We start from the raw sequence: 26,450 nt of genomic DNA on the forward strand, positions 1-26,450 counted from the left end.
ATTTTTATCGCCTGAACGATCAGGATCTTAGCGGCACTGCACCCGGCCGCGGTCGATCGAGGACCCCAGCGCCGCACCACCCGCGACGCCGAGCAGGGTGCCGAATGTCGCCGAGCGTCCATTCGACAGGGCGTTGCCAAGCAGCCCGCCCAGCGCCGCGCCGGCGATCAGTCCAGTCGTGCCGTCCGAACGTCGGCAATAATAGCGTCCGTCATAGCCGCGATAGACGCGGTCGTTCCGGCTCAGGTGATAGGGACGATAATAGCGGCCGTCGCGATAATAGCGGTCGGCATAATAATATCGCTGACCCGGCTCCGTCCGGTTCCAGTCGTACGAGCGATAGCGGCGCCAGTCGCGCGTGTCCCTGCGGTAATCCCTGCGCGCATCGCGAATCTCGCCGTTGCGCTCGCGATTCGCGCGCTGGACGTCGCGCCAATTGTCGGCATGACGCAAATCCTTGCGGTAATCCTTGTTGGCGTCGCGGACCTCGTCGCGATATTCCTTGCGCGCCTGGTACGGATTGTCCTGGGCCATCGCCGCGATCGGGGTAATCGTCACGCTGGTGGCCAGGGCGGCCATGATTAGCCGTCGCATCATCATTCTCCCGTTGTTTGGGTGCGGTTAAAACAAACCGCACGGCCGGGAGGTTGCGTGAACGTAGAACTACCTCGCGTTCATCGGAGCGACAGTTGGCGTGATGCCGTTTCAGGAAGCTGAAACGGTCGCGGGCTGGCACCGTATCAGCGAAGCTGAAAAAACACGTCAGCCGTTGAGCGTGTGGGTCAGCGTGATCTCGGCATTGAGCACTTTCGACACCGGGCAATTGGCCTTGGCGTCGGCGGCGATGCGCGCGAATTGAGCCTCGTCGATACCCTCGATATGAGCGGCGAGCGTCAGGTCCGAACGCGTGATCGCGAAACCTTCGCCCTGCTTGTCGAGCGTCACCTTAGCGTTGGTTTCGAGCGTGCCGGCGGTAAAGCCCTCGCGAGCGAGTGCGAAGCTGAGCGCCATGGTGAAGCAACTGGCATGCGCCGCCGCGATCAGCTCCTCGGGATTGGTGCCGGGTTCGTCGCCGAAGCGGGTGTTGAAGCCGTATTTCTGGTCGCTGAGGACGCCGGATTGGGTCGAGACGTGGCCGACACCGTCCTTGCCGAAGCCTTCGTATTTTGCCGAGCCGCTGCGTGTGGGCATGATGCATTCCTCATAGAAGAAGGGCGCGGTCCTTGCGAACCGCGCCCCATTTTAATCGTATCGCCTTAGCGGCAACGACGCTTCTTGGTGATCGTCTTGTCGATCGCCTGACCACCGAACGCGCCGGCGACGCCGCCGACGATCGTGCCGAGCGTCTTGTCGCCGCGGCCGGCGACACCATGGCCGATCAATGCACCGGCCACGCCGCCGACCACCAGGCCGGTGGTGCCGTTCGAGCGGCGGCAATAGGTGCGGCCGTCACGGCCGCGCCATTCGCGATATTGCGAGCGACGGGCATCGGCCTGCGTGAGCGGAATGACCGCCGAGGTGACCATCGACGCTGCGCTGAGCGCGAGCAGAACTTTACGCATATTGTTTCCCTTGCTTGGTAATGGATGTGATTCAATGCCGGGTGCGTAACGTTCGCGCAGCGATTGGGTTGCATGGCGTGCCGAATCCGGGACGAAATGATCGCGCGACACTTTGTTTCAACGCTTCTGCCATCTGTGCACGTTATCCACGTTATCCACAGGGGCGGGTACGTGTTTCGTGCTTGGTGCGACTCGGCTTTGGTGACAGCATGATGACATCAGGAACGAGAGCGGTTCACCGAGAAATCGGAAGAAAGTTCAAGAACTTGATCTTCGAGAAGATGCATCCGACCCGCAAGGGGAGGAAGGCGGTTTCGAGGGAGGGACGGCAGCGCTGCTGTGTCCGAATGGAGCGCGCAAGCGCGACGGCCGGACTATGCATCTGACGAACCGAACGTGATCAGGAAGCTTTCGGGCGGAATGATCGCGGGTCGCAACGGAATGCTGTTCATGAACCGGGCAACCGGGAAAATGAAAAGGGCACCGAGGCGACAAAGCGAAGACAGGATGCTTCGGCAAACTATCTTCGTAGGCCGCCGGTGGCCGGGTTGCTGAGACTCTTCGGATGATCGCACCCGGCCCCGACGACCGACCCGGGAAGCTCAGGTGGGTCTTCGGATCAAACCGAACGGAACGGCGCGATACCAGGGTAGCTTTCGGGCCAGCCAGGTGGAGCAAACCGCGATGGACGAAATGCCTTCGGGTGGTTCGGCCGGAACGGAGCCGAGGGAAGAACGTCGCAAGACGATCTGAACGAAGCAAACGCGAGATTCCTGGGACTTTCGGGTCTGAGGGGTGGAGCGATCCGCGAAGGGAGAAGTGTCTTCGGACAATTCGATCGGAGCGGTGCAAAGGGAGGAGCGTCGCAAGACGATCCGAACGGAGCAAAGCGCGAAACCTGGCGCCGTCTTCGGACAGCACGGGCGTAGCGAGCCGCCGAAACCAGAAAGCGCGGTCAGGTCGCAAGACGTGATGAGCGGATCGAAGTCCGGCGACAGGGGAGTCGGTGGCAACACCGGCTCCCCAATTGCGTTTGGGGACTGGCGACATAGTCGGCTGTCCACCCCTGCTCCCCCGATTCCGCCCTCATTTATCTTTAGCCCTCTCCCGTATACGGGAGAGGGTTGGGTGAGGGTCTTCTTTCTTCTTTCAAGCAGCTGGAATTCAAGAAGAAAGAAGACCCTCACCTCCCACCGCCTTCGGCGGCGGGTCCCTCCCTCTCCCGCAAGCGGGAGAGGGAATTATCTTCCGAGCTTGCTTGCCGCGAGCGCCTTGAGATCCGCTAGCGGGCGCCGGCTGACGTACGGGATGCACTTTTTGCGGGGAACACCTTACCCTCGCTCTTAGGGGATAAGCACCGTTTACGTTTGGGGGAGCCTAGACACCTTTGGTTCGTCATCCGGGCTTTGCAGAACTCAAACCCTGTGGCGAAGCCTGGTTCGTCGCGCTACCCTTCGTCCGATGCTCCCCCACACCCCAGAATGGCTCCCGGCGATCGCGCCGTGGCTCGACCTTGCCGGGCTCGTCGTGTTCGCCGCGTCGGGCGCGCTGGCCGCGGCGAGGCGCGGGCAGACGATGGTCACGCTTTGCTTCTTCGCGCTCGTCACCGGCGTCGGCGGCGGGACGGTGCGCGATCTGTTGATCGGGGCGCCGGTATTCTGGATCCATGACAGCCGCGCGGCGGCGGCGTGTCTCGCGGTTGCCTTCGCGGTGTGGCTGACTCCCGTCAGATGGTGGCGTGGGGCGGCGCTAGACTGGTTCGATGCGGTCGGGCTGGCAGCTTATGCCGTGTTCGGCGCGGCCAAGGCGATAGGGTTCGGCGTGCCTCCGGTGCCGGCGGCGCTGATGGGCGTGGTGACGGCCTGCGTCGGCGGGATCATCCGCGACGTGCTGGCGGGCGAGCCGTCGATTATCATGCGGCCCGAAATCTATGTCACCGCGGCGGCGCTGGCGTCGGGCTCTTATGTCGCACTGGGGCTGCTCGGCGTGCCGTTGCCGGTCGCCGCCGGGATTGCCGCCGTCGCCGGGTTCAGCCTGCGCGCGGCGGCGCTGCGCTGGAAGCTGGCGCTGCCGGCCTATCGCAAGGGCGAGACCGGCTAGCGCGCTTCGCAAGCTCGAGTTGGGCGACGCGGGGCAAAGCGCCGCCCGGTGAGGAACGCCACCCCGGCCAGTACGAGCATGACGCCGGCGAAGATCTCGCTGGCCCTGACCGGTCCGGCGACGGCGCCGACCATGGCGACGCCGATCACCGGAAGCGAATTGCCGATGAAGCAGATCACCAGATAGACCGACACCAAGCCGGCGCGGCGGTCGGCGGGTGCGATCGTGTTGACGATCTCGAGGCTGCCGCGATAGCCGAGCGCCAGTGCGATGCCGCCACATGTCGTTCCCAGCATCAACAATGCGAGGCTCTGCTGCGACTGAGCGAGGACCAGCAGCGCGAGCGCCGGCGCGATCGTCACCAACCCGCTCAGCATCGCCATCCGGCTCGACAGGCGCCGCGTCGCCAGCATCGTCGCGGCGGCGACCGCGAACAATTGCGCCAGGATCGCGCCGCTGATCGCCGGACTGGCGAGATGCATCGCCTGGTGCAGGATCGACGGCACCAGCGCCGCGTAGAAACCGACAAAGGCGAACGTGGCGAACGAGGTGATGGCGGGCGCGACAAAGGCGGCGCGCGCGTCCTGCGGCAGCGCGAATTGCGGGCGGAACAACGCGGCGTCGATCGCGCGGGTTGAGACCGTCTCGCGAGTCCGCGTCACTATCACGGCGACCGTGGCGATAGCGGCGCCATAGACCAGAAAGGGCAGGGCAAGCGGCAGCGGTGCGTAGCTCGCGAGCAGCCCTGCGATCAACGGCCCCAGGCCAATCCCCGCCATGTTGGCCTGGATCGCGAGCAGGGTCGCGCGGGGGCGGTCGTCGGGTCGGAGGTCGACCAGCCAGGCAGTGCCGGTGCCCGATGCTAGCCCAACGGCGAGGCCGCTGACGACGCGTCCCGCGAACAGCCATGCCGTGCTGTGCGCTGTCAGGAAGACCGACGCCGCGACCAGGCACAGGCCGATCGCGGCGAAGGCGATCGGGCGTCGGCCGATGCGATCCGACAGCCGGCCGAGGAACAGCAGCGCTGAGAGATTGCCGATGACATAAGCGGCATAGACGATCGTCAGCACGACGGCGGAGAAGCCGAACTGTGCCTGATACAAGGCATAAAGCGGCGTGATCATCGTGCTGCCGGCAAAGCCGATCGCGATCAGTCCCATCGCCGCCGCGGTGCCGCGCCGAGCCTGGGTTTGCGAAGACAGGTGGTTCATGCCGGGGACAACGCGCCGTCCCGGCACAGGTGCCGACACTTAGGTCGGGACCGAACTATCGCGGTGTCAGGCGCGGATCAGACCGACCTCGGAAAACGGCTTGGGCTCGGCCGGTGGGATCGCGGCATCGTTGAGCTCGCGCTGCCAGAAGCCGACGTCGATCCAGCGACCCTGCTTGAAGCCGAGCTCGCGCAGCACACCCTGACGGCGGAACCCCGCCGCTTCGTGCAGCCCGATCGTATAGTCGTTAGGCAGCGAAATCACGCTCACCGCCTGGACGAATCCCTGTGCGCGCAACGTGTTGATCAGCGCGGGATAAAGTAGCCGTCCGACGCCTTGTCCCTGGACCGGTCCGGAGACGTAGATCGAGGTCTCGACGACATAGCGATAGGCCGGCCGTTCGCGGAACTTGGTGGCATAAGCATAGGCCAGGACGGCATCGCCATCCTCGACGCCGTTGGTGGCGACGATCCACGGATAGAGCCCATCACTCGCCGTCATGCGGTTACGCATCGCGCGCGCGTCGGGCGCCTCCGTCTCGAACGAGACCGTCGCGGTCAGCACATACGGCGCGTAGATCGCCGCGATCGATGCTGCATCCTCGGGCCGCGCGGGGCGCAGCGCGATCACTGCCAGATCGCCTTGATCAGCATCTGCGCCAGGGTGCGGTCGTCGGCATCGGAGCGGGCGTCGGAGAAGCCGGCGCATTCGAGGCAGCGTGCCTGGACCGAATTGACCGTCGCCAGCCGCTTGGCATCGCCCAGCGCGCGGGCGAACACGTCCTGACGCTGCGCGGCAAGCATCGCGAACAGATCGCCCGCCTTGGCGTCGTCGGTCGCGCTGGCGTCGTCATCGTCATTGTCGGCAAAGCCCTGGACCAGCTTGGCGAACCAGCCGGGCTGCTTTTCCAGATAGACGCGGCGCACGTTCTTGGCGTCGATCCCGGCGCGCTTGGCGGCTTCCGCAACGGCGTCGTCGAGCGAGCCGAAACGATCGACCAGCCCGAGCTGACGCGCGGTGCCGCCGTCCCAGACACGGCCCTGGCCAATCTCGTCGACGCGTTGCGGCGTCATCTTGCGGGCGGTAGCGACCCGGCCGATGAACTCGGCATAGCCATGTTCGATCGACGCCTGCAGGATCGAATCGACCTGGGGACTGGTGCCGCCAAAGACGTCGGGCTGGCCCGACAGGGGTGTGGTCTTCACCCCGTCGGTTGTGATGCCGAGCTTCTTGAGCGAATTCTCGAAGGTCGGGATGATGCCGAAAATGCCGATCGACCCGGTGATCGTATTGGGCTCGGCGAAGACCACGTCGCCGGCAGTCGACACCCAATAGCCGCCCGATGCGGCGAGCCCGCCCATCGAGACGACGATCGGCAGCTTTTGCGCCTTGGCTTCGAGCACCGCCTTGCGGATCGTCTCGGACGCCAGCGCCGACCCGCCGGGCGAGTCGATGCGCACGACGAGCGCCTTCAGGTCCTTCTTGGCCAGGCCGTCGAGCACTGCCTTGGCGATCGTGTCGCCGCCGGCGGTGCCGGGTCCGGCCTTGCCGTCGATAATGTCGCCGGCGACCGTGACGATGCCGATCCTGTCGCCGGAGGTGGACATCGGGTGGGCGGCGACAAAATCGTCATATTTGATCGCGGCGAAGCTACCGGCGACCTTTTTCGGACCGTCACCCGCCAGTTGCGCCACGCGCTTGCCGAAAGCGAGCCGATCGCCGAGCTTGTCGACCAGGCCGGAGGCGAGGTTGGCGTGCGCGATATCGCCCTTGGTCGCGGCGATCGCCTGATCCGGCGCGGTCAGAAAGGCGTCGATCTGCGCCTTGGGCCGCGCCTTGTGGATCAGGTCCTTCCACTGGCTGAAGATCGATGCGTAGAGCGCGGTGAGCGCTTCCTTCGCTTCTGGCGACTGCGCGTCGCGCTCATAGGGTTCGACGAACGACTTGAACTTGCCGACGCGATAGACGTGGACGTTGACGCCGAGCTTGTCGATCAAGCCCTTGTAATAGAGCTGGTTGCCGCCGGGACCCATGAACAGCGTGCCGCCCATCGGGTTGAGCCAGACCTCACTGGCATTGGCGGCGAGCAGATAGCTGCCGTCGGTATAGGCAGTGGCATAAGCCAGCACTGGCTTGCCCGATGCCTTGACCCGGCCGAGCGCATTGGCGACCTCGGTCACCGCGGCGGGATAGCCGCCGCCATAGCCGTCGAGATCGAGCACCACGACCTTGACGCGCGAATCGTCCTTGGCCGCATCGATCGCGCGGACCAGGTCACGCAGGCGGAATTGGTGCTGCTTGCCGCCACCTTGCATCGCGGCGAACGGGCTGACGTTCTCTGGTTGTTCGACGATCGGACCGTCGAGCTTGAGCAGCAGCGCTCCGTCGCGGACCGTGCTGTTGGGCTTGGCCGACAAAGCGGCGAACAGGATGCCGAAGAACAGCAGCATGAAGATCAGCACCAGGCCGTCCTTGATGCCGACCAGAATCTTCCAGGCGCCGCGTACCAATTTCACGTCGATCGTCTCCCACTGCGCCATGCAGCGTGTCTTAAAGCCGCGATAGCCGCAAGTGTGATGGTTGAGCAATACGCATGATTGGGTTCAGGCCTATGGCTCCTATTAGCCCCTCCCCTGAAGGGGAGGGGCTTAAGTGTCCTCCAGAGTGTTGCCGCTAGACAATACACGCCCTAGAGCCTCCGTCCCTATGGTCGCGTTAGCTGCCCCCATGCCGCTGGCCGGCCCTGCCCCTGCCTCGACGCGCGCCGAACTATGGGCGCTGTTTCGCCTGTCCGGCCCGCTGGTCGGCGCGAATCTGCTGCAGATGGGCGTCTATGCCGTCGACGTGATGTTCGTGGCGCGGCTGGGCGCGATCGATTTCGCCGCGGCGACGCTGGGCGTGTTCCTGTTCAGCCTGATCATGTGGGCGATGATCGGCTTCACCGGCGCCTGCGCGCCGATCATCGCCGCCGAACTGGGTGCGCGGGCACATGCCGTTCGCCAGGTAAGGCGGTCATTCCGCATGGCGATGTGGCTGGGGCTGATCAGCGGGCTGTTCTTCATGGTGGTGCTCGCGTTCAGCCGGGAGATCCTGCTGCTGTTGGGGCAGGATCCGCGGGTGGCGGCACGCACCGGCGCGTTCCTCGACATCCTGTTGTTCATCATGGTGCCCAATATCTGGGCGGGAGTGATGCGCACCGTCGCCGCCGCGCTCGGCCGGCCGGGCTGGGCGATGCTGGTGACGGCGGGCGCGCTCGGCATGGGCGCGCTGGGCAATTGGTTGCTGGTGTTCGGCCATGCCGGCTTTCCCGCGCTGGGGCTGGAGGGATCGGCGATCGCCAGCCTGGTCACCGCGATCGCGATGATGCTGGCTTATGCCGCGATCCTGGCGTTCGACGGCAAGCTGCGCCGCTACCGCCTGTTCGGCAAATGGTGGCTGCCGCATTGGACGCGGATGGGCGAAATCGCGCGACTCGGCGCGCCGATCGCACTGACCTTTACGCTCGAAGGCGGGCTGTTCGGTGGCGCGGCCTTCCTGATGGGGCTGATCGGCGTGACCGAAGTCGCGGCGCACGCCATCGCGCTCAACATCGCCGCGCTCGCCTTTCAGGTGCCGTTCGGCATCGCCCAGGCGGCGACGATCCGGGTCGGCATGGCCTATGGCGCGCGCAACCGCGTCTGGATCGGCCGCGCCGGCTGGGCGTCGATCGTCACCGGCACCGGCTTCATGGTACTGACCGCGACGACGATCTGGATCGCGCCGAAGCTGATCGTCGGGATCTACGTCAATGTCGACGACCCGGCGCGGGCCCGCGAAGTGGCGCTGGCGATCCAGTATCTGGCCGTCGCCGCGATGTTCCAGTTGTTCGACGGAGCGCAAGCGGTCGCGGCGGGCGCGCTGCGCGGGCTGCAGGATACGCGCATTCCGATGGTGGTCGCGGCGTTCGGCTATTGGGTGGCCGGGTTCGGCACCGCGATCCTGTTCGGTTTCCATTTGCAGTGGCAAGGCGTCGGCATCTGGGTCGGGCTCGCCGTCGGGCTGGCCGTCGTCTCGGCGCTGCTCGTCGCGCGCTGGGCGATGCGCGAGCGGCTGGGATTGCTGCCCGCGGCCGGCTGACCCAGTCCGTCGCGGGTTTGAATGCTCTCGCCCCGCTTAAGCAAAAGAATCTTCCGACCCCGTTGACGAGTTGGAAGACGAGACACATATGCGCTGCGTTGGCACTCGGGGGAACTGAGTGCTAATCCCAATTCAATTCCTATTGAGGGACTCACGCAAATGAACTTTCGTCCGTTGCATGACCGCGTCCTCGTCCGCCGTGTTGAGGCGGAAGAGAAGACTGCGGGCGGGATCATCATCCCCGACACCGCCAAGGAAAAGCCGCAGGAAGGCGAAGTCGTCGCCATCGGCACCGGCACCAAGAGCGAGGACGGCAAGGTCACCCCGCTCGACGTCAAGGCCGGCGACCGCATCCTGTTCGGCAAATGGTCGGGCACCGAGGTCAAGGTCAATGGCGAAGACCTGTTGATCATGAAGGAAAGCGACATCCTGGGGATCGTCGGCTGATCAATTCCGTCACCCCAGCGCACGCCGGGGTCTCAAGCACCACAAGCTCCCAGCTTTCGCTGGGATGACGAACCATAAGGAAAGGTAGCCAACATGGCAGCCAAGGACGTTAAATTCAGCCGCGACGCGCGTGAGCGCATCCTGCGCGGCGTCGATATCCTGGCCGACGCGGTCAAGGTCACGCTCGGTCCGAAGGGCCGTAACGTCGTGATCGAGAAGTCGTTCGGCGCTCCGCGCATCACCAAGGACGGCGTTACCGTCGCCAAGGAAATCGAACTCAAGGACAAGTTCGAGAACATGGGTGCGCAGATGATCCGTGAGGTCGCGTCCAAGACCAACGATCTCGCCGGCGACGGCACCACCACCGCCACCGTGCTCGCCCAGGCGATCGTTCGTGAGGGCATGAAGTCGGTCGCGGCCGGCATGAACCCGATGGACCTGAAGCGCGGCATCGATCTCGCGGTGACCAAGGTCGTCGAGGACGTGAAGGCGCGCTCGAAGCCCGTCTCGGGTTCGAACGAGATCGCCCAGGTCGGCATCATCTCGGCCAATGGCGACACCGTCGTCGGTGAGAAGATCGCCGAAGCGATGGACAAGGTCGGCAAGGAAGGCGTGATCACCGTCGAAGAGGCGAAGGGTCTCGAATTCGAGCTTGATGTCGTCGAGGGCATGCAGTTCGACCGCGGCTATCTGTCGCCTTACTTCATCACCAACCCGGAGAAGATGACGGTCGAACTCAACGACCCGTACATCCTGATCCACGAGAAGAAGCTGTCGAACCTGCAGGCGATGCTCCCGATCCTGGAAGCGGTCGTCCAGTCGGGCCGTCCGCTGCTGATCATCGCCGAGGACATCGAGGGCGAGGCGCTCGCCACGCTCGTGGTCAACAAGCTGCGTGGTGGCCTGAAGGTCGCCGCGGTCAAGGCGCCGGGCTTCGGCGATCGCCGCAAGGCGATGCTCGAGGACATCGCGATCCTGACCAAGGGCGAGATGATCTCGGAAGACCTGGGCATCAAGCTCGAGACCGTCACCATCGGCATGCTCGGCACCGCCAAGCGCGTCTCGATCGACAAGGACAACACCACCATCGTCGATGGCGCCGGTGATGCCGATGCGATCAAGGGCCGCACCGAAGCGATCCGTCAGCAGATCGAGAACACCACGTCGGATTACGACCGTGAGAAGCTCCAGGAGCGTCTGGCCAAGCTCGCGGGCGGCGTCGCGGTGATCAAGGTCGGCGGTGCTTCGGAAGTCGAGGTCAAGGAGCGCAAGGATCGCGTCGACGACGCGCTGCACGCGACCCGCGCGGCCGTCGAAGAAGGCATCGTCCCCGGTGGCGGTACCGCTCTGCTCTACGCGACCAAGGCTCTCGAAGGTCTCAAGGGCGCCAATGACGACCAGACCCGCGGCATCGATATCGTCCGCAAGGCGCTCTATGCGCCGCTGCGCCAGATCGCGCAGAATGCCGGTCATGACGGCGCGGTGATCTCGGGCAAGCTGCTCGAGGGCAACGACCCGTCGCAGGGCTTCAACGCCCAGACCGACGTGTACGAGAACCTCGTCACTGCCGGCGTGATCGATCCGACCAAGGTCGTTCGCACTGCGCTGCAGGATGCGGCCTCGGTTGCCGGCTTGCTGATCACCACCGAAGCGGCGGTGTCGGAATTGCCGGAAGACAAGCCCGCCATGCCCATGGGCGGCGGCGGCATGGGCGGCATGGGCGGGATGGACTTCTGATTTCGGACGGGAGCAGCGAGAGCTGCTTCCGACACGAAATCGGAACGGACGGCGGGTCTTCGGCCCCGCCGAATATCCCGACCGACGTCAGGCAGCGGCTTCGCCGCTGCCCCGACCACAAAAAGAAAGGCCGACGGAGCGATCCGCCGGCCTTTCTTTTTATCCAGCGCGATGGCCGATGTCACGATTTACTCCCGGTTTTCCGTTTGATAGCGGTGCTCCGTGCAGAGCACCCCGTCAGTAAAACGAAAGCTCGAAAAGCCGGCTATCGGATGGCTTGCCGTCTGCGGGTGTCTGCTCTTGCTCAGCTTTGTTCTGGGCAGGATCGACGACGCCACCGAGTTGGCGCCGGACCACAGCAACGTCATCGGATGGGATTTCGCAACAGGCGTTGTTGTCGCTCTCGTCGGCGCTGTCGTCCTGTGGCCGACGACAAATTCATGGCCGGCCTACAATCGGATCGGCTTCACGATCGCCAGTTCTTTTCTGAGTTTTTTGGCGGTCTCGATGACGCTCCTGCCGGCGAGCGAGATCGTCGAGGGATGGATCGACTTTCCGCCCGCGAAGACAGTCACATATCGGCAGGTGCCAATCGCGATATCGCGAGCTTATCGGACGCATGGAAAAGGTCAGAGCTGGAACATCCAGACCATGCCGCTCTGGTCGAATATCGAGATCAGCGAAGATGACTATGCCTGGATGCTCGCCCATCGGCGTCCTGGGGACGTTGCGTCAGGTCCGGACGAGATAAAAAGCGAGGGGTATTTCTGCGTTCTGGCCAGCATCCAGAAGGCCGGGGATGCCATTCGGATACTCCATGGAGGGCGGGCGGGGCTGCCACGCGGAAGTATCGAATTGTGTCCTTCCGACGTCCAGAAAACGACCTAAGCAACGACGGTCGTTGAACTAAATCTGTCTTGCGTGCCCCGATACAGCATCGCCACATTGCACCGCGCGTAGCGCTTGCCGAACTCTTCCATAATTCCCTCGTCGTGCACGAACCCTGCCTTCTCATAGAGATGCACGCCCGCTGCACCCTTGGCGTTGCTCAGCAGATACAGCCGGTCGCACCCCAGCGTGAAGGCGCGCTCGATCGTCGCGTGGAGCAGGAATTCGCCCGCTTTGCGCCCGCGCGCTTTCGGCACGACGCCCATCTTGGTCAACTCGAACTGACGCTCGCCGGTCTTCTGCAGCGCGCATGTCCCGACGATACCGAGCTCGGGATCCTCGACGAACAGCACGTCGCCGCCCGGCTCGATCAGCCGTTCGCGCGGGTGGCTGAGCACGTCGATATCGGTTGGTTCGAGCGTGTACATGTCCTCGATCCATTGCGCGTTGATGCGATAGAAATCGGGCGCGAGTTCATCGCTGAACCGGCGGATGGCGAGGCCGCCGCGCGGGCGCCGCTCGAGCGGTTGCGCGGCGAGCGCGGTCTCTATCGCGGCGATCTGCGCCAGGAAGGCATCGACGTCGCACACTTCGGCAACCGCGGCGCGCAGCCGCGGCCACAGCACCGTCCTCGCCAGGTCCATCGCCTCGTGACCCTTGTCGGTCAGCGCGATCGTCCGGGTACGCTGGTCGCGTTCGTCGCGGCTGGTCTCGATCAGGCCGAGGTCGAGCAGTCGTGATTGGATGCGCGTCACGGCGGGCTGGCTGATCCCCATCCGCTCGGCCAGATCGCCCACCGTCTGGGGACCGTGACGATGAAGCGCGGTGAGGAGGGGCATCTGGCTCGGCTGGGTCGGCAGGTTGCAATCGGCAGCGATGCGTTCGGCGCCGCTCTGGAAGCGTTCGGCCAGTCGCTTGAGGCGGCTGCCGAGCATAACCGCTCCCTCGAACGCTATCGCATCGTCGACCATCGAATCGTCCTCGTGTTGCTATAAATATAACGTGATATATATCGCGTTATGGAGTCAAGCCCAGATCAGAAAAATCTCCCCTCGCCGAAAGGACTTTGGCCGTCCGTTAACTATAAAGTAGCGCCGGTCGGGCAAGCCGCTGGAGTGCGCGCGCTTCTGCCTCGATTGCCTTTGCTGCTGTTGCCGCTGGCGCTGTTCCTTGCGCTATTCCACCCGGCAACGCTCGATATCGGCAATGCCGGCTGGCTGATCCGTGGGTCGGACAATGGTGAGAATGCGCTGGGGATTCACGCGTGGCTGCACGATCCTGCGCCGGGCGTGCTGCGGACGCGCCAGCTCAACGCCCCCGACGGCGTGCCTTTATTGTTCACCGACAGCAATCCGCTGATTGGTATCGCAGCGCGGCCGCTCGCCTCGCTGTTGCCCACCGATGCGCAGTTCGTCGGTCCATGGATTCTGGTCTGCCTGTTCCTGCAGGTCTTCTTCGCTTGGCTGTTGCTCAGGAAATACGCACCAGGGCCGATCGCCTTATGGTGTGGCGTGATTCTGCTCGCTGCGCTGCCAACGCTCGCCAATCGCTATGTCCACGCCAATTTGATGGCGCACTGGCTGATCCTGTGGGCGCTGTGGCGCTTCCTCGATCCGGGGCGGGCCGGATCGAACCGGGGCTGGGCGGTGCTGCTGCTGATCGCGGCATTGGTGCACAATTACCTGCTGATGATGGTCGGCGCGATCTGGCTGACCGCAATGATCGAGCGCTTCGTGATCGCGGATCGGCGTGGGCGCGTCGTCCTGGTTGGCGGCGCGGCGGTGATTTTGGCGATGGTTGCGGGTCTAGCCTGGCTGCTCGGGGCCGGAGAGGCGCATACGCTGGCGGGCAATTACGGCGCGTTCGCGATGCCGATCGACGCGCCCATAAACCCAGGCACGCCGGTTTATTCGCGCCTCCTGCCGTCTGTCGCGCAACGCGCCGGGCGCGGGTTCGAAGGATTCCAGTATCTCGGTGCCGGCTTGCTCCTGCTGTTCCCGATCGCGGTGGTGGTCGCGTGGAGGCGACCGGCGGCGGACAACCAGCGTTCGTCGTTACGTCGCTTGCGCTGGCTGATCCCCGCGCTCGTCGCGCTGACCTTGCTCGCGATCAGCAATTATCCCGATGTCGCCGGGCAGATGTTGCCGCGCATCCCGTTGCCGAGTTTCCTCATAGCGGCGCTGGATTTGGTCCGGGCCTCGGGCCGGCTGTTCTGGCCGGTCGCCTATGTGCTCGTGCTGGCCGCGATCCTTGCAGCTTATCGACTACCGCGTGCCCAGGCCGACGGCCTGCTCGTATTGCTGCTGGCGATCCAGATCCTCGATCTGTCAGGCATGGCGGCCGTGGTCCGCGCTCGGAGTGCCGAGGCGGGTGCACATCGCCTCTATGTCTTGACGCCCGATCCCCGCTGGGACCGCGCGGTCGCGGCGGCGCGCGATGTCACCTTCGTACCGCCCGACGCGACGCGTGACCTCTCGCTGTTCCAGGAAGTCGCTTGGCGCGCGGTGGGCCAGGGCAAGCCTGTCCGATTGGTCTATGCGGCACGCGATTCGGTTGCGACCGTCGAGCGCCAGCGGCGCGAGCTGGCGGCGTTCACCGCAGGGCAGATCGATCCGCACCGGCTCTACGTGTTAGCGCCTAACGTCGCGGCGCCGGCAGCGGCGGCCGGGCGGTTCACACGGATCGATAATATTCCGGTGATCCTGCCCGTCGGTGCGCTAACCCGCTAATACACACTTCCCTTTGGCCAGTCGTCGCGGCAGGATGAGTGCGTCCACTCGATGCCGGTCCACCGGCGCGCTCAAAGGGAAATAGCATGACCGAACTTTCGCGCCGTGAGGCGATGACCGCTGCGGCGATGATGTCGATTGCCGCGGCGATGCCGGCCTGGGCGCAGGATGCGGCGCCCGGCGCGATGTGGGACCTGACCGACCTTTATCCCAACGACGCTGCCTGGGACGAAGCGCGCAAGAAGACGTTGGCCGAGGTGCCGGGCCTGGCCAAGTATCAGGGCAAATTGGGCGAAAGCGCCGAGACGCTCGCGGCCTTCCTGGTCGCTCAGTCCGATATCGGGCGCGCTGCGAGCAAAGTTTATACCTATGCCAGCCTCAATGCCGATGCCGATCTGCGCGTATCGGCCAATCAGGAGCGTCAGGCGCAGGCGATCGACCTGTTCACCGCGCTTGGCGAGGCCACCGCCTGGTCGACTCCCGAAATCCTGTCGCTGGGCAAGGCCAAGATCGCCGGGTTCATCGCGTCGAACGACACGCTCAAGAAGCGCTTCGACTTCGCGCTCGCCGATACATTGCGTCAGGCCGAGCACACCTTGTCGCCGGAAGGCGAGACACTGCTGGCGGGCGTCGGGTCGCCTCTGTCGGGACCGAGCGACATCCGTGAACAGCTCGTCGCCTCGGATATTCCCTGGCCGACCCTGACCTTGTCGACCGGCAAGCAGGTGCGGCTCGACGACCAAGCCTATACGCTCAACCGCGACGCGCCCAACCGCGCCGACCGCAAACTCGTATTCGACACCTTCTGGGCGGAATATGGCAAGTTCCAGAATTCGCTCGGTGCGGCTTATGCCGCCAAGCTCAAGGCCGACGTGTTCCGCAAGAAGGCGCGCAAATATCCGACCTCGCTCGCCATGTCGCTGTCGAGCAACAACGTGCCGGAGGGCGTGTACCGGACGCTGGTCGCGGAGACCAACAAGGGCCTGCCCGAACTGCACCGCTATTTCGAATTGCGCCGCAAGCTGCTCGGCCTGCCCGACATGGCTTATTACGATATCTATCCGCCGCTGGTGAAGCTCGATCAGAAGGCCGAACTCGCCGACATGCGCAGCAACACGCTGGCGGCGACCAAGGTGCTCGGCCCCGAATATGTCGATCTGCTCGGCAAGGCGACCGCGGGCAAGTGGATGGATCCGTTCCCGCGGCCGGGCAAGAAATCGGGCGCCTATATGAACCCGGGTGCGGCGTATGACCTGCACCCGTATCTGCTGCTCAACCTCGGCCACAATTACGAGGGCATGACCACCTTCGCACACGAATGGGGCCACGCGATGCACACGCTGCTCGCTAACAAGAACCAGGTGTACGAGAAATCGGATTACCCGCTGTTCCTCGCGGAGATCGCCTCGACCTGCAACGAGCAGCTGCTCGCAGCGTACATGGTCGCGAACGCCAAGACCAAGCAGGAGAAGCTCTACTATCTCGGCATGCAGCTCGAAGGTATGCGCGGGACTTTCTACCGCCAGGCGATGTTCGCCGAGTTCGAGCTTGCCGCGCACGACAAGGCGGAAGCGGGCGAGGGGATGTCGGGCGAGAAGTTCAGCGCGATGTATCTCGATCTGCTCAAGCGCTATCACGGACCCAAGGTCGCAGTGTCGGACACATACGCGTCCGAATGGGCGTACATTCCACATTTCTATTCGAGCTTCTACGTCTATCAATACGCCACCTCGATCTCGGCGGCGTCCTATTTCGCGCGCGCGATCCTGAAAGGCGGCGCCAAGGAGCGCGACAATTACCTGAATGTGCTCAAATCGGGCGGGTCGGATTATCCGACCGAGATACTCAAGCGCGCCGGTCTCGATATGGCGAGTCCGGCACCGTATCAGGCGATCATCCAGACGTTCCGCGAAACGCTGGATGCCTGCGAGAAGTTGATGGGCTGATCTAATTCTAAGCCCCTCCCCTGGAGGGGAGGGGCTTTATGTTGCTCGCTGCCAGGCCGTCCCTGCGTCGCAAAACCGACTCCGAATTGTAACGCCGACGTCATCCCTGAGTCGCGCGAATGTCGCGCGCCGAGAATAGCGCGCCTTGCGACGGGACGTTGGGATTTACCAATGCCTCAGCTCTTCGGGGGTTACGACATGGTCAGCTTCACGCTGCGCGGCACGACGTCGCGCCTCGCTCTCGCCGCTATCGCTCTGGGCGTCGCGACGCCCTCATTCGCGGCCGACGGACAGACCGCGCCTGCCTTGCCGGCCACGAGTGATGCGCCGCAGACTGCGGATAGCGGTGCTGCTCCGAGCGATGCGCCGAACAGCGATATCATCGTGACCGGCAGCCGCGCCGCGCTACGGGCGGCCACTGCCGAGAAGCGGGACGCCGACAATTTCGTGGAAACGCTCCACGCCAACGATGTCGGCAAGCTGCCCGACCAGAATGTTGCCGAGGCGGTCAAGCGCCTGCCCGGGCTGTCTGTCGCCAACGATCAAGGCGAAGGGCGCTATGTCGTCATTCGCGGTATCGACCCGAGCCTGGTCAACGTCACGCTCAACGGCCAGACTTTGCCCGCGCCCGAGCCGGACGGCCGCGTGGTCAAGCTCGACGATCTTCCCTCGGCGATGATCCAGTCGGTCGTCGTCACCAAGTCGCTGCTCGCGAGCCAGGATGCCAATGCGATCGGCGGCGAGGTCAATGTCCGGACCAAGACCGCGTTCGACAACAAGGCGCCGTTCTTCTTCGACGCGCGGGGCGCGATCGGCTTGTATGGCATCAACAAGAAATCACCTTATGAGGTCGACGGCACGATCGGCGGCCGGTTCGGCGCTGGCGAGACGTTCGGTGCGGTGCTGTCGGTCAATTATTCGCGACGCCCGATCGAGTCCGAGAATTTCCAGGGTTCTTCGGACTGGACCAACACCATTGGTGGCGTGGCCGTTCCGGCCGGCGGCGGCTATCGCGACTACAACCTGTACCGCACGCGCCTGGGCATTGTCGGCAATTTCGATTGGCGGCCGAGCGACGACGTCAAGCTCTATATCCGCTCGAGCTATTCCAAATATCAGGACCATGAGACTCGCGATCAGAACCTGCTCGCGATCAATTTCCCGACAAAGGGTACCCCGGCCTATAACGCTCTCACTTTGTCCACGCTGCCGGCCACCGCGACGATCCTGGTCCGCCATCGCGAAGAGGACGACAACACCAAGTCGGTGACCCTGGGCGGCGATTTCAATGTCGGCGGCGGCAAGCTGTCGATGTCTGGCGGCTGGACCCGGGCCGAAAAGGTAGACCCGATCCGCAGCGAATTCACCTTCACCTATACGCCGCCCAAGACCAACCCGCTGTTTGCGACCTACGATCCCTCGACCTACCCCTATACGTTGGTGCCGAGCGGTACGAATGCCGGGATCTTTTCGGATCCGGCCAATTTCATCCAGAGCAAGCTGAAGGCCGAGCATCGCTTCACGTTCGAACGCATCTGGCAGGGTCGAATCGACTATAGCCATCCGCTCGCCATCGGCACGGATTCATCGTTTCAGGTCGGCTTCAAATATCTCGACCGTCACAAGAATGACGATCACGATCTGACCAGTTACAAGAGCACCAAGGGCGCCAATTGGACGCTCGATACCGTCGGGTTTCTGGGCGACAGCGACTTCTACAACGGGCAGTTCAACTTCGGTCAGCGGATCGACTGGAACAAGGCGCGGGCCTATCTCGCCGCCCATCCGAGCGCCGCGACCTTCGACTATGCCGGCAATCTGGGCGGCTCGCTGGCGCCCGATTACGACGTCAAGGAACGCATCCTGGCGGGCTATGCGATGGTCACGCTGAAGTTCGGCAATTTGACCGTCATTCCAGGGGTGCGCGTCGAGAATACGCGCGATCAGACCGCGGCGAAGATCGTCGGCCCCGCGATCACCGCGATCGGCAAGACGATCACGACCGACGCGGCCTATGCCGCGGCACTGGCTGCCAATAACAGTTTCAACGCCCGCGCCACCAACAGCTACACCGACTGGTTCCCCGGCCTGAACGTCAAGTTCGCGGCGTTGCCCAATTTGTTGCTACGCGGCGCGGTCACGACGTCGATCGGCCGCCCCAATTACAGCACGCTGGCGCCGTTCATCACGGTGACGCCGAACGATCCCAATCCGGCCACAGTCGCCGCCGGCAATCCTTTCCTGAAGCCCTATAAAGCGGTCAATTTCGACGCCGCGATCGAATATTACCCGACCAAGGACAGCCTGTTCAGCGTCGGCTTCTTCTACAAGGACATCAAGAACCCGATCTATCAGATCGTCCAGAAGGGTATTGCCAATCCGGGCGACATTCCCGGCGCGTCGGCGACCGACTATCCGAAGATCGACCTCACCCAATATACCAATATGGACAAGGAGTTCATCGGCGGCGTCGAGCTCAACGCCCAGACCCAGTTCACCGGTCTTCCGGGTTTCCTGAGCGGCTTCGGCCTGTCGGCCAATTACACGCACGTTTGGGGCCATGCCACCGGACCGGGGTTCCGCGCCGGCGCTATCCCGCTCGCCTATCAGTCGCACGACCTCGGCAATGTCAGCCTCTTCTACGAGAAATACGGCCTGACCGCGCGGCTGGCGTTCAATTACCGCTCGGCCTTCTCCGACGTGGTCGGCACCAGCGCGGCCACCGACTCCTATTGGGATGCGCAGGGACAGCTCGACCTGCACGTCGGTTTACAGGTCACGCCGCAATATACGATCTATGTCGACGCGGCCAATCTGACTGACTCGCCATGGCGCCACTATCAGGGCAGCAAGGACTTCCTAGTCGAACGCGAGCGCTATGGGTCGACCTACCGCATTGGCGTGCAGTTGCACTTTTAGGAGCGGGTTGCTCCCCCGTTGGGAGCTGCCTTTTCCGCCGCCTTCAAAGCTGGCGACGCTGCCGGTGGTCGTTGATCGGCGAAAATTCGCCGGGCGCCGAAGCTTTCAACTGCGCGGTTTTGCAGGCAGGGTCGCGTGCGTGTCATGATATTGTAGTGAAAGGTAAATTTACGTTCTATTTGGACCTAACCCCTTGTGAAGCTGGAGATCGCAGTACACCTTCGCCGCATTGAGTCTCGATCGGGGGCGATGACGACGATGCACAGATTTGCTGCATATTTGGCTCTTCTCTTTACGCTGCTATTGTTCCCCGTCACGGCGAATGCACAAGGAGTGGCCCCGCCGGCTTATGCGCCAACGCCACTCTGGAGCGGCAATTTTCCGAGTGATCCTGGAAACTGGCCAAGCCCGGATGCGGCCTGCAAGGCTCAGCACGATTATTACAACCCGGGCGCGACGCTTCAACCGCCGACCTACAATGGTGGGCGTACTGCGGCTTGCAACTGGACGCTGAACGCCAATTCCAACACCATCCTCTCCGCCCTCGCAACAGCATATTGCCCCTCCGGCTATCAATTGGCGGATCCCGGCATCTGCCTGCGCGGCGATGCCAATACGGGCTCGCGTGCGCAATGCGGTTGTAAAGACGGCGGTCCTGATGGCTCTCCAAATCCGACGGTAGGCAATCCAGTAGCGCTCAACCAAGGCGCAAAGGTCGATGAAGAGGTTGACTATTCCGCTGCCGAACGACGGTTCTCGGTCGATCGAACATATTACAGTCTCGGAGAGGACTATACGAACGTTGTCTCGCCAACAGCTATTCCGGGTTTTGGTGCGCGCTGGCACGGCGTCGTACCTGGAAGACTCGCTTTTGGTAACGGCAGGCTCGAATATCTAGACGTCGATGGTTCCTTCGCCATCTTCCTTCCCGATGGTGGGGACTCCGTCTGGACCTGGCACACTTATGCGGCGACTAGGCGCAGACTATCGATGGTCGCCATTCCGTCGTCCGGTCGTAACGATTATTTCTATGCTGGATCGGCTGTCTCTAATGGCGGTGGCGAGGTCCGGATGGATATGCAGCAGGGTGAGTATATCCTGTTCCGTCGGGCCGGTCCCAGCAATCCAACGGATGGCGTCAGGTATCTTGTCCCAATTGAGCATGGTTGGGCGGATGGGTACAAGATTTCCTATTCATATCCCGACACAGGCGAGTTTCCCAACCTGGTGACCGATAGCCTCGGTCATCAAATGACCCTGACCTGGGCCGACGCGCCGCGGGAAACCGCAGCTACCCTGTCGCTGAATCACGCGGTGCACGTGATTTCCAAGATCGACCTGCCGGATGGAACGAGCCTGAACTATACCTATGGCAAGGACTACGACGTCCGCGGTTCCAAGCTCCAGGACCGCCTGGAAGGAGTCCAGCGCCTCTCATCCACCGGCACGTTGCTTTGGGGGCGGACCTATCTCTATGAAAACTTGGCGATCCCTTATGCGCTGACCGGCAAAGTCGACCAGAACGGCAACCGGCTTTCTACTTATACCTATGATGCGGCCGGGTTGGTCACGTCGACCGAACTCGCTGGCGGGTTCAACAAGTACCAAATCGTCAACCTGGAGGACATGTCTTGGGGGGCCTCGTTCATAAGGCAGGTGACAAATCCGCTCGGATATCGACAGGATTATAGATTCTATAAAGCGCATAACTGGGCTGACGCTCAGCGTGTGCTTCAAAGCGTTACCAACTACGCCTCGATGGGAGTCGAAGGGTCGACGACTAACTATAATTACTACGGCTATGTCGGCGACATGGCGATCGCCGACTTTACCGATGAGAAGGGGCTGCAGCAGCACGTCGATATCGACGGACAGCTCCGTCCCACGCTGTTGCGCGAAGCGTCAGGGACATCGGATGCGCGGACGACCAACTTCACCTGGGATCCAGTGTTCGATCTTCCCAAGCACGAAGATCGACCTGGGCTGAGCATCGATTACACTTACAGTCCGGCGGGATTGTTGCTGACGAAGACTGCGACCGACACAACGACGCAAACCATTCCCTACTCGACCGCGGGTCAAGCGAGGACCTGGACCTACACCTGGAACGACAACGGCCGGCTGTTGTCGGTCAACGGGCCCAAGGGGCTCGATGTGAACGGTAAGGACGACGTCACCACCTTCACCTACGACACCAACGGCAATCTGCTGACCTCGACCAATGCGCTTGGTTACGTGACGCATTTCGCCAATTACGATGCGAATGGTCGACCGGGAAAGATGACCGACCCCAATGGCATCGATACGCTGTATACTTATGATCAACTCGGCCGGGTAGCGACCGTGACCGTCAAGAGCCCGGTTTCATCCGGGGGCGACGCGGTGACGACCTTCGATTATGACGTCGAAGGCCGCGTCGTCGGGGTCACGCTGCCAGGCACATTTAAAATGGCGATCGACCGCGACCTTGCCGGGCAGGTTACCGCGATCCGCTCGACGGTGAACGGCGAAAAGATCGCCTTCGCCCGCGATCCGATGGGCAACGTCACGCTCCAATCCGTGAAACGATGGGACGGCACGACGGCGCGTGAGAGCAGCCGTACCTTCGATGGTCTCGGCCGCTTGTTGACCGAGACATTGGGTGCCGGCCGCACCACAACCTGGGCTTATGACAAGCTCGGCAACATCGTCTCGACCACCTCGGCGCGATCCTTCGCGACCGCCCAAGCTTTTAACGGACTCAATCAACTGGTCTCGTCGGTTGCGCCCGACACGGGTAGCAGCACGAGCAGTTATGACGCGTTCGATCGAGCGACCAGTTTCAAGGATCCCAAATCCATTCAGACGACGTTCGTCCGCGATGGCTTTGGCGACTTGATCCAGGAGGTCAGCCCCGATCGCGGCACCAGCACCTATTATTACGATGCGGCGGGCGACGTGATCGCGGCGATCGATGGGCGAGGGCAGCGCGTCGATATCGTGCGCGACGCGCTGGGGCGTATCTTGAGCAAGACGCCGGTGAGCCGTCCAGCATCTGAAATCGTCAACTATAGCTATGACGCTAATTTGATCACCGGCTCGTACGGCATTGGACGGTTGGTCTCTACCGTGGACAGCACCGGTGAAACCCAGTTCGGTTATGATCATCGGGGCAATATTACTACCAGGCGGCGGAAGAGCGGGACGACCGTCCTTGCCGATCTTTCCTATACTTACGACAACGCTGACCGCGTGGTGCGCATCACCTATCCGTCGGGTCGGATCGTGAACTACACGCGTAATTTGTACGGGCGCGTAACCCTGGTTTCCACGCGAGCGAATGCCTCCGCCCCGCTCCAATACCTGATATCCGGCATCACTTATGAACCCTTCGGGTCGATGCTGTCGGCGACATACGGAAACGGCCTCCTGTTCCAGCAAAGTTGGGGCAATGACGGCCGGCTCGCGAGCAGGCGGCTTTACCTCCCGGCAGGAACCGACGTCTCGTTGCTGACTTATGGTTACGACAATGACGACAACATCACGTCGATCGCCGACAACGTCGATTCCACCCGTAGCGTCACTTATGGCTATGATTCCGTCGGGCGATTGACGCAGAGCGTGCTGGCATCCGGGAGCGCGCGGCGCCAGGATTTGATTTACGATACCAATGGCAACCTGCAGCGCACCGAGCTGCGCGCCAATCCCGCGGACATCGTGCCGGCATCGACGACGACCTTCGCGCTTAACACGGGCACGAACCAGCTCGCTTCTGTGGTCGATGCCGCCGGCACGCGGTCGATCACCTATGACGGGCGTGGCAATACGATTGCCGAAACGCGGCCGGGGAGCGGGATTACCGTGGCCTATGACGGCTTCGGCCGGCTGACGAGCTACCAGGTGTCGGGCGGCGATACGCTGGTCAATGAATATAACGGCTTCGACGAGCGCATCACGGGTGGAACGACGACCGATCCGCGCCATTATGTGTACGATCTCGATGGTCGGATGATGGGCGAATATGGTTCGTCCTATACCGATGTGCGGGCCGAGACGATCTGGCTGAGCCCAACCGTGAGCAGTCCTGCCGAGCCTTTTGGCGGAGATGACGGCATGGGCGGCTACGCCCCGCTCGCCGTCGCGACCCCCGCCGGGCTCAATTGGGTCTACGGCAATCATCTCGGCGTACCGATCCTGATCACCGACAATCTGCGCAATGTGGTGACGCCGGGATACACACTGGTTGGGTTTCCCGGACAGACCCGGACGCTCGTGGACCTCTACTACAACCGTTACCGCGACTACGACCCCACGACCGGGCGGTATATCCAGGCCGACCCGATAGGCCTTTCGGGCGGTGCTAATCCCTATCTTTATGCAAACGGCAACCCGATCGGACAGACTGACCCCGCCGGCCTAAGTCCTGGAGGCGCGGCGGCGGCTGATGTCGCGGAATTTGCCGTCGATTGGTGGTTGGAACGACAACTCCGACCCGGGCGTGCCACCCCATGGGGACGCGCTATCGGCGTGGGAGAGGCCATCGGTGCGGTCGCTGCAGTGAGCGTGTTCCTATACGACCAACATTGCAAAGCTCGGCAGGAAGAGGAATGCCGCCTAATAATCGAAGAAATATACAGGTATATGGAGCAAGTTAGAAGTCGAATTGCCGATTTGCGCGTCGATAAGTTTGATCTGTATAATCTCGCGCGCTACGCGCCCAGTCCGTCGTTGCCAAAGGGAACTGGCTACTGGGGGGGGCATATCGAGCAAGTGACCGGGTGGCAGACCGGACTTAGAAACCTTATACGAAAGGCGGTCCAACAGGGATGTAAAGTTCCTCCCGAAGCGTGGAAGCTTGCGTATGCCCCGATTCCTCTTCGTCCAGGGCGCTGATTATGAACAAGACGTTTTTCGACAAATTGGCAATGCTATTGAGTACTGACTGGTTTTTCCCATGGTGGCCAAGTATCGGTCTGCTAATTTCGTACGATGATAAGAAAGTTGCTCAGAATAAATGCCGCGACGAAGTGAAGGTATTTACCAGGAATTTCGATAACTATTGGATTATTTCATTCGATGACGTTCGTATTGAGCATACTTCTCGACATATAATTGATACAATAAAGGAGTATGTTTATCCGGGGTTTATGCTATTTGATCTCGTTAATAATGGTGGTACGAAAATAGAGCCAAACTCTCAGAAAATTCCTTTAGATCTCATAGGAATTATGACAGAGTTGTTGGTTTCAGATCGTAACTCTATAGAGTTTGATCTACCGGAAGATGTATGCAGCATCGTGACGTATTGTTGGAAAAAAAGTGAAGAGGAAGACATAGATTATTCAGCGTTATGTCGGTCAGGTCGTGGGGAATGGGATCAGATTATATCTAATCTTACACCGGATTTGCCTTGTATGACTGCCGATTTTGTCTCGATAGATATCGATTCACATAATCGCATCGCTAGGTTTTGTGGGCTTATCAATAGCAAGCTAACCGGGCAATCTATGCATCTTTTGACGGATTGGTATGAGAATTTCGCGCGAGAATTGACCGGATCGGCAATGACAGCTCCGCTGTGAATGAGGTAGCGCAACATGGTATTACCAAGCATCGCAGGAGTCGGACCGCACGATCGTGTGATGCGCAATCGCGCCAAGCAGGGTGTCCGCACGCTGGATCGGTAGGTGCGATAACCCCAATTTGGCTTATGACTTTTGCGCTGTTACCGTAAATTTGGCGGCTATTCCATCGCCTCGATCAGCTTCTTGACTTCCTGGCTGCGGCCGCGCGGCAGGATCAGGACATCCTTGCCGTTGGCGACCACGATCAGGTCGGTCACACCGACCAAAGCGATGCGCACGCCATCGGCCTGGACTAGGCAATTCTCGGTCTCGATCGCGACGACATCGCCCTTGCAGACGTTGCCGTTGCCATCGCACGTACTCAGTTCGTGGAGCGCATCCCAGCTGCCGAGGTCGCTCCAGCCCATGCTGACCGGCACGACCGCGACGCGCGGCGTTTTCTCCATCACGGCATAGTCGATCGAGTCCGAGGGCGAAGCGGCGAAGGCTTGCGGGTCGGGGTGGACACGCGCTCCTTCGTGCCTGGCCTTGAGCATGGCCTGCTGAGCCGCATGCAGAACTTCGGGGGCATGGACCGCGAGCGCGCCCAGGAATGCGTCGGCCCGGAACAGAAAGATGCCGCCGTTCCAGACATGATCGCCCGCCGCCAGCATCGCCTCGGCGCGGTCGCGCGGGGGCTTTTCGACGAACCGCGTCACCTTGTGCACGCGCGGCGCAACTGCTTCGCCGACATGGATCCAGCCATAGCCGGTTTCCGGCGAGTGCGGATCAATCCCGAACGTGACCAACCAGCCCTGGTCGACCATCGGCCGCGCCGCATGGATCGCGGCGTGGAAGGCATCGGTATCGGTGATGACATGATCCGACGGCATGATCAGCAAGACGGCCTCTCCGTCGCCCGCCGCGAGCGCGGCGAGCGCGATCGCCGGCGCGGTGTTGCGCGCTACCGGTTCGAGGATCAGCGCCTGGGCTGGCGTGCCGATCGCCATGAGCTGTGCCTCGATCTCTTCGGCATGGCGCTGGTTGGCGACCACGATCGGCGGCGCGAAATGGTCGCCCGAGGCGCGCTGCGCGGTCAGCTGGAGCATGGTTTCGTCGGCGGTCAGCGCGAGCAATTGCTTGGGCGTTTCCGGCGTCGACATCGGCCACAACCGCGTGCCCGATCCGCCCGAGAGGATGACAGGGATGATCGACGTCGTCTCGGGCATTCACGGGTCCTTTGCGGTTGATG

18 protein-coding genes are annotated in these 26,450 nt (G+C 62.4%); 10 read left to right on the forward strand and 8 right to left on the reverse strand.

All coding sequences use genetic code 11. The features are described from left to right. Positions 1-27 precede the first annotated feature (27 nt). The 3 genes from AC1DQQ_RS02855 to AC1DQQ_RS02865 all read right to left on the reverse strand — a co-directional run bounded on the left by AC1DQQ_RS02855 (position 28) and on the right by AC1DQQ_RS02865 (position 1,562). Complete coding sequence (locus tag AC1DQQ_RS02855) at positions 28-594, reverse strand: glycine zipper 2TM domain-containing protein (RefSeq protein WP_478028201.1); 567 nt, start codon at positions 592-594, stop codon at positions 28-30. A 168-nt stretch (positions 595-762) separates the two neighbouring features. Continuing rightward, positions 763-1,191 (reverse strand): OsmC family protein, encoded by a 429-nt coding sequence (locus tag AC1DQQ_RS02860; RefSeq protein ID WP_478028203.1) that lies wholly within the window; start codon positions 1,189-1,191, stop codon positions 763-765. Positions 1,192-1,256: 65 nt separating this feature from the next. After that, complete coding sequence (locus AC1DQQ_RS02865) at positions 1,257-1,562, reverse strand: glycine zipper 2TM domain-containing protein (protein ID WP_478028205.1); 306 nt, start codon at positions 1,560-1,562, stop codon at positions 1,257-1,259. 1,461 nt (positions 1,563-3,023) lie between these two features. Between AC1DQQ_RS02865 and AC1DQQ_RS02870 the strand changes: the two genes are divergently transcribed. Then, a complete protein-coding gene (locus AC1DQQ_RS02870) occupies positions 3,024-3,662 on the forward strand; it encodes a trimeric intracellular cation channel family protein (RefSeq protein WP_478044205.1) in 639 nt (212 codons plus the stop codon). On the opposite strand, the gene AC1DQQ_RS02875 is transcribed toward AC1DQQ_RS02870, so the two are convergent. The 3 genes from AC1DQQ_RS02875 to sppA all read right to left on the reverse strand — a co-directional run bounded on the left by AC1DQQ_RS02875 (position 3,659) and on the right by sppA (position 7,389). Continuing rightward, complete coding sequence (locus AC1DQQ_RS02875) at positions 3,659-4,873, reverse strand: MFS transporter (protein ID WP_478044206.1); 1,215 nt, start codon at positions 4,871-4,873, stop codon at positions 3,659-3,661. The genes AC1DQQ_RS02870 and AC1DQQ_RS02875 overlap by 4 nt on opposite strands. 66 nt (positions 4,874-4,939) lie before the next feature. After that, positions 4,940-5,503 (reverse strand): N-acetyltransferase family protein, encoded by a 564-nt coding sequence (locus AC1DQQ_RS02880; RefSeq protein ID WP_478028209.1) that lies wholly within the window; start codon positions 5,501-5,503, stop codon positions 4,940-4,942. Further along, positions 5,500-7,389 carry a signal peptide peptidase SppA gene (sppA, locus tag AC1DQQ_RS02885; RefSeq protein WP_478044513.1) on the reverse strand — a complete coding sequence of 630 codons (1,890 nt, stop codon included), beginning with the start codon at positions 7,387-7,389 and terminating at the stop codon, positions 5,500-5,502. The genes AC1DQQ_RS02880 and sppA overlap by 4 nt, the downstream gene beginning before the upstream one ends. A gap of 211 nt (positions 7,390-7,600) precedes the next feature. On the opposite strand from sppA, the gene AC1DQQ_RS02890 reads away from it, so the two are divergent. From AC1DQQ_RS02890 to AC1DQQ_RS02905, 4 genes are all read left to right on the forward strand, one after another. Beyond that, positions 7,601-8,989, forward strand: coding sequence for an MATE family efflux transporter (locus tag AC1DQQ_RS02890; RefSeq protein ID WP_478040370.1), 1,389 nt, complete (start codon positions 7,601-7,603; stop codon positions 8,987-8,989). 159 nt (positions 8,990-9,148) lie between these two features. Continuing rightward, positions 9,149-9,436: a co-chaperone GroES gene (gene groES, locus AC1DQQ_RS02895; protein WP_066812912.1), complete on the forward strand. Its 288-nt coding sequence runs from the start codon at positions 9,149-9,151 to the stop codon at positions 9,434-9,436. Between the two features lie 93 nt (positions 9,437-9,529). Beyond that, on the forward strand, positions 9,530-11,173 hold the full coding sequence (groL, locus tag AC1DQQ_RS02900) for a chaperonin GroEL (protein WP_478028212.1): 1,644 nt from the start codon (positions 9,530-9,532) through the stop codon (positions 11,171-11,173). 222 nt (positions 11,174-11,395) lie between these two features. Then, positions 11,396-12,061, forward strand: a complete 666-nt coding sequence (locus tag AC1DQQ_RS02905) for a hypothetical protein (RefSeq protein ID WP_478040371.1) — start codon at positions 11,396-11,398, stop codon at positions 12,059-12,061. Here the strand turns inward: AC1DQQ_RS02905 and AC1DQQ_RS02910 are convergent. Continuing rightward, complete coding sequence (locus AC1DQQ_RS02910; protein ID WP_478028215.1) at positions 12,058-13,032, reverse strand: bifunctional helix-turn-helix transcriptional regulator/GNAT family N-acetyltransferase; 975 nt, start codon at positions 13,030-13,032, stop codon at positions 12,058-12,060. The genes AC1DQQ_RS02905 and AC1DQQ_RS02910 overlap by 4 nt on opposite strands. Positions 13,033-13,176: 144 nt before the next feature. On the opposite strand from AC1DQQ_RS02910, the gene AC1DQQ_RS02915 reads away from it, so the two are divergent. The 5 genes from AC1DQQ_RS02915 to AC1DQQ_RS02935 all read left to right on the forward strand — a co-directional run bounded on the left by AC1DQQ_RS02915 (position 13,177) and on the right by AC1DQQ_RS02935 (position 25,216). Then, positions 13,177-14,790 (forward strand): DUF6311 domain-containing protein, encoded by a 1,614-nt coding sequence (locus AC1DQQ_RS02915; protein ID WP_478044207.1) that lies wholly within the window; start codon positions 13,177-13,179, stop codon positions 14,788-14,790. Positions 14,791-14,876: 86 nt separating this feature from the next. Further along, entirely contained in the window at positions 14,877-16,736 is a 1,860-nt protein-coding gene (gene pepF / locus AC1DQQ_RS02920) for an oligoendopeptidase F (RefSeq protein WP_478044208.1), read from the forward strand. Positions 16,737-16,907: 171 nt separating this feature from the next. Then, complete coding sequence (locus tag AC1DQQ_RS02925; protein ID WP_478044209.1) at positions 16,908-19,655, forward strand: TonB-dependent receptor; 2,748 nt, start codon at positions 16,908-16,910, stop codon at positions 19,653-19,655. 249 nt (positions 19,656-19,904) lie between these two features. Next, positions 19,905-24,527 (forward strand): RHS repeat-associated core domain-containing protein, encoded by a 4,623-nt coding sequence (locus tag AC1DQQ_RS02930; RefSeq protein WP_478040376.1) that lies wholly within the window; start codon positions 19,905-19,907, stop codon positions 24,525-24,527. A 2-nt stretch (positions 24,528-24,529) separates the two neighbouring features. After that, entirely contained in the window at positions 24,530-25,216 is a 687-nt protein-coding gene (locus tag AC1DQQ_RS02935) for a hypothetical protein (protein WP_478040377.1), read from the forward strand. A 161-nt stretch (positions 25,217-25,377) separates the two neighbouring features. Here the strand turns inward: AC1DQQ_RS02935 and AC1DQQ_RS02940 are convergent, their stop codons facing one another. After that, positions 25,378-26,427, reverse strand: a complete 1,050-nt coding sequence (locus AC1DQQ_RS02940; protein WP_478040378.1) for a mannose-1-phosphate guanylyltransferase/mannose-6-phosphate isomerase — start codon at positions 26,425-26,427, stop codon at positions 25,378-25,380. Positions 26,428-26,450 lie beyond the last annotated feature (23 nt).

It is taken from the genome of Sphingomonas sp. P4_G3 (assembly GCF_056401105.1).

Bases quoted from the DNA above. Each gene is read 5' to 3' on its own strand.
- AC1DQQ_RS02855 (WP_478028201.1), bottom strand. From the start codon at position 594: ATGCGACGGCTAATCATGGCCGCCCTGGCCACCAGCGTGACGATTACC.
- AC1DQQ_RS02860 (WP_478028203.1), bottom strand. From the start codon at position 1,191: ATGCCCACACGCAGCGGCTCGGCAAAATACGAAGGCTTCGGCAAGGAC.
- AC1DQQ_RS02865 (WP_478028205.1), bottom strand. From the start codon at position 1,562: ATGCGTAAAGTTCTGCTCGCGCTCAGCGCAGCGTCGATGGTCACCTCG.
- AC1DQQ_RS02870 (WP_478044205.1), top strand. From the start codon at position 3,024: ATGCTCCCCCACACCCCAGAATGGCTCCCGGCGATCGCGCCGTGGCTC.
- AC1DQQ_RS02875 (WP_478044206.1), bottom strand. From the start codon at position 4,873: ATGAACCACCTGTCTTCGCAAACCCAGGCTCGGCGCGGCACCGCGGCG.
- AC1DQQ_RS02890 (WP_478040370.1), top strand. From the start codon at position 7,601: ATGCCGCTGGCCGGCCCTGCCCCTGCCTCGACGCGCGCCGAACTATGG.
- groES (WP_066812912.1), top strand. From the start codon at position 9,149: ATGAACTTTCGTCCGTTGCATGACCGCGTCCTCGTCCGCCGTGTTGAG.
- groL (WP_478028212.1), top strand. From the start codon at position 9,530: ATGGCAGCCAAGGACGTTAAATTCAGCCGCGACGCGCGTGAGCGCATC.
- AC1DQQ_RS02910 (WP_478028215.1), bottom strand. From the start codon at position 13,032: ATGGTCGACGATGCGATAGCGTTCGAGGGAGCGGTTATGCTCGGCAGC.
- pepF (WP_478044208.1), top strand. From the start codon at position 14,877: ATGACCGAACTTTCGCGCCGTGAGGCGATGACCGCTGCGGCGATGATG.
- AC1DQQ_RS02925 (WP_478044209.1), top strand. From the start codon at position 16,908: ATGCCTCAGCTCTTCGGGGGTTACGACATGGTCAGCTTCACGCTGCGC.
- AC1DQQ_RS02930 (WP_478040376.1), top strand. From the start codon at position 19,905: ATGACGACGATGCACAGATTTGCTGCATATTTGGCTCTTCTCTTTACG.
- AC1DQQ_RS02935 (WP_478040377.1), top strand. From the start codon at position 24,530: ATGAACAAGACGTTTTTCGACAAATTGGCAATGCTATTGAGTACTGAC.
- AC1DQQ_RS02940 (WP_478040378.1), bottom strand. From the start codon at position 26,427: ATGCCCGAGACGACGTCGATCATCCCTGTCATCCTCTCGGGCGGATCG.